This is a genomic window from Streptomyces sp. NPDC057474 (genome assembly GCF_042802555.1).
GTDB lineage: Bacteria > Actinomycetota > Actinomycetes > Streptomycetales > Streptomycetaceae > Streptomyces.
Genome location: NZ_JBHVDX010000438.1, coordinates 1 through 3372, shown reverse-complemented (window position 1 = coordinate 3372; position 3372 = coordinate 1). Strand labels below are relative to the sequence as shown.

Annotated in this window: 3 protein-coding genes; 2 read left to right on the top strand and 1 reads right to left on the bottom strand. The window is 71.6% G+C overall.

Going from position 1 to position 3372, the window contains the following annotated elements:
- Positions 1-114: 114 nt before the first annotated feature.
- Positions 115-1089 (bottom strand): carbohydrate kinase family protein, encoded by a 975-nt coding sequence (locus ACFU53_RS47370; RefSeq protein ID WP_384006670.1) that lies wholly within the window; start codon positions 1087-1089, stop codon positions 115-117.
- A gap of 135 nt (positions 1090-1224) precedes the next feature.
- Here ACFU53_RS47370 and ACFU53_RS47365 point away from each other — a divergent pair, with 135 nt between their 5' ends.
- On the top strand, positions 1225-1434 hold the full coding sequence (locus ACFU53_RS47365) for a hypothetical protein (RefSeq protein ID WP_384006667.1): 210 nt from the start codon (positions 1225-1227) through the stop codon (positions 1432-1434).
- 84 nt (positions 1435-1518) lie between these two features.
- Positions 1519-3312, top strand: a complete 1794-nt coding sequence (locus ACFU53_RS47360; protein WP_384006664.1) for a hypothetical protein — start codon at positions 1519-1521, stop codon at positions 3310-3312.
- Positions 3313-3372 lie beyond the last annotated feature (60 nt).

The following is a 3372-nucleotide window of genomic DNA, read 5'->3' as shown; positions in this document are numbered from 1 at the left end:
CCTGAGAAGGCCACAGGCCTCCTCAGGGGCGCGGGGAACTGCGCGACCGGCCACGACGAACCCGCAGCCGACGACGCACCGACCCTGGCATCCCGGAAGTCGCCGAGGCTCGCCTCAGCCGAGGTGCGCGCGAACCTCTTCCGCGGCCTCGTCCCCGTACGCCTTCATGAACCGATCCATGAAGTGCGCCCGCCGCAGCTGGTACTCCTGCGTACCCACCGTCTCGATGACCAGCGTGGCGAGCATGCAGCCGACCTGGGCGGCTCGCTCCAGCGAGACGCCCCAGGCCAGCCCCGAGAGGAACCCCGCACGGAACGCGTCGCCGACACCCGTGGGCTCGGCCTTGCGCTCCTCTTCCGGGCAGCCGACCTCGATCGGGTCCTCACCGGCCCGCTCGACGCGGACGCCGCGCGCGCCGAGGGTGGTCACCCGGTGGCCGACCTTGGCGAGGATCTCCGCGTCGGACCAGCCGGTCTTGGACTCGATGAGGCCCTTCTCGTACTCGTTGGAGAAGAGGTACGTGGCGCCGTCCAGCAGTATCCGGATCTCGTCGCCGTTCATGCGGGCGATCTGCTGGGAGAAGTCCGCGGCGAACGAAATGCCCCGGGAGCGGCACTCCTCCGTGTGGCGGAGCATCGCCTCCGGGTCGTCCGCGCCGATGAGGACGAGGTCGAGGCCGCCGACACGGTCGGCGACGGTCTTCAGCTCGATGAGGCGGGCCTCGCTCATCGCGCCGGTGTAGAAGGAGCCGATCTGGTTGTGGTCGGCGTCCGTGGTGCACACGAAACGGGCCGTGTGCAGCGTCTCGGAGATGCGCACGGAGGTGGTGTCCACACCGTGCCGGTCGAGCCACGCGCGGTACTCGTCGAAGTCGGAGCCCGCCGCGCCGACCAGGATCGGGCGCGTGCCGAGCTGTCCCATGCCGAACGCGATGTTCGCGCCGACACCGCCCCGGCGTACGTCGAGCTGGTCGACGAGGAAGGAGAGGGAGACCGTGTGCAGCCGGTCCGCGACGAGCTGGTCGGCGAAGCGGCCGGGGAAGGTCATCAGATGGTCGGTGGCGATGGAGCCGGAGACTGCGATACGCACGGCGAGGACACGCTCCTGCGAAGGGAGAGGGGATTGACAGTTCACGCTATCGGGTCGCCCACGTGCTCTGAAGCAGGCAAAACTACCCGATAGTAGGTCTTTCTTCGCGGGGTTCATGGTGCGTACGGTGCCGTTATGACGAACCCCAAGATCCACGGCACCGTTCCGTTCGACCCGAACGGCGGCCTCGCGGCGCTGCGCGGCGACTGCGCCCGGATGGCTCCGCACTGGGCGGCCCCCGCGAAGGTCATTACGGCTCCGGTGTCCCCTTCGCTCATTCACGGGGTGACGGTGCCGGCGACGTCCGCGCGGCTGGTGGACGCGATGCCGGAGTACGGCGACTGAGGGAACCGTCGGCTCCTCTGCCGCGTCCCATCGCTGTCCCCCGTATAGGGGATGCGGTGTACGACCTGCCGAAGGAGCGATGCGGTGAACTCCGAGCGACCCGACAACCCCGAGAACCCGGACGAGGGCCCCGAGCCCGACGCCACCGAGGAGATCAGGGCTGCCGGGGATGACGTCACTGAGACCGACGGGGCCGATGCGGCCGACGGGGCCGATGAGCCTGCGGCTGGGGCTGCGGCGAGTGACGTGGATGAGGGGGCCGGCTCCGATGAGGACGAGGGCTCGCGGGCTGCCGCCGAGGACGACACGGATGAGCGTGCCGTAGCCGCTGACGGCGATGGCGGGGGCGGCGACAGTGACAGCGACAGCGGTCACGTCGTGGACGTCGGCGGTGCCGAGCGGCCGCGGCGGCGGCGTTCCCGGGTGGCCGTCGCGTCCGTGGCCGCCGCGGTGCTGCTGGTCGGGGGTGGTGGGGCATTCCTCGCCACTACGGCTTCCGGTGGGTCCGGCGGTGATGCTGGGGGGTCGAGCTCGCCCGGCGGTGACGGCACTCCCCCGCCGCTCGCGCTCGACGGCTACGCCGACGGCGGTTCGAACGGCATCGCGCCCGGTGAGCCCAACCCCAACGGGGTGACCTATCGTGCGGGCGACGACCTGCCCGACGGCCCCGGCTCCGCTCCCGTCTACTCGGTCAAGGGCGAGGTGACGGCCGCCGAGGTGGCGCGGCTCGCGAAGGCGCTCGGGGTGGAGGGCAAGCCGACGTCCGAGGGCGAGGCCTGGCAGGTGGGGGCGGCCGGGGACGGTTCGGGACCGGTGCTCCACGTGAACCGGCAATCGCCGGGGACATGGACGTTCAACCGGTACACGCCGGGCACCGACAACTGCCGGAAGGTCGACGTCTGCACGTCCGGCGGCACGGCCGAGGGCGGCGACCCGGTCAGCGAGGCGGCGGCCGAGAATGCGGCGGCCCCGGTGCTCAATGCCGTCGGCCAGGACGACGCCAAGCTCGACGCGACCCAACTCATGGGCGCCGTTCGGGTGGTGAACGCCGACCCCGAGGTCGGCGGGCTGCCCACGTACGGCTGGTCGACCGGGGTCCAGATCGGCGCCGACGGCCAGGTGGTCGGCGGCAGCGGCAACCTGAAGTCGCCGGTGAAGAGCGACACGTATCCCGTCGTGGACGCGGAGCGGGCGCTGGAACTGATGAACGGCTCGGGTCAGGGCGTCGGCACCGAGCGCGGCGGCATCGGCGGCTGCACCGGCCCCGTACCGCTGGAGGGCGAGACCGGGACAGCCGTCGAGAGCGGGACGGTCGCGGTGGACGAGACGCCGTGCGAGCGGGTGACCACACCGCCGAAGCCGGAGGCGGTCACCGTCGAGAACGCGATGTTCGGGCTCGCCTCGCACCATGTGGACGGCCGCCCGGCGCTGGTGCCGTCCTGGATGTTCGAGGTGCGGCCGACGGGTGCCGAGGCCCCCTACACGGTGACGCATCCGGCGATCGACCCGAAGTACCTGGCCACCCCCGAGTCCCGCTCGGAGCCGACCGAGAAGCCCGGCGAGCCGGGTGACACGCCGTCCACCGGTCCGTCCTCGCGTGATGTGCGGATCCAGGGCTACACGGTCGACGGCGACAAGCTGACCGTGGCCTTCTGGGGCGGGGTGTGCAGCGACTACTCGGCCTCGGTGAGCGAGGAGTCGGGCGAGGTGACGGTCACCGTGACCGACACCCCGTGGGAGGGCAAGGTCTGCATCATGATCGCCAAGGCGGTGGAGCGGACGGTGCAACTCGACGAGCCGCTCGGCGACCGGAAGGTGGTCGGGTCGGACGGCGCGGCGATCCCGGAGGGCGGGATCGCGGAGCTGGAGCCGCAGTAGGCGCCACCGCGGCAGGCGGCGGCCGATCGGACACACGAAGGCGGCGTCCCCGTCGGAGGG

Bases quoted from the DNA above. Each gene is read 5' to 3' on its own strand.
- ACFU53_RS47365 (WP_384006667.1), top strand. From the start codon at position 1,225: ATGACGAACCCCAAGATCCACGGCACCGTTCCGTTCGACCCGAACGGC.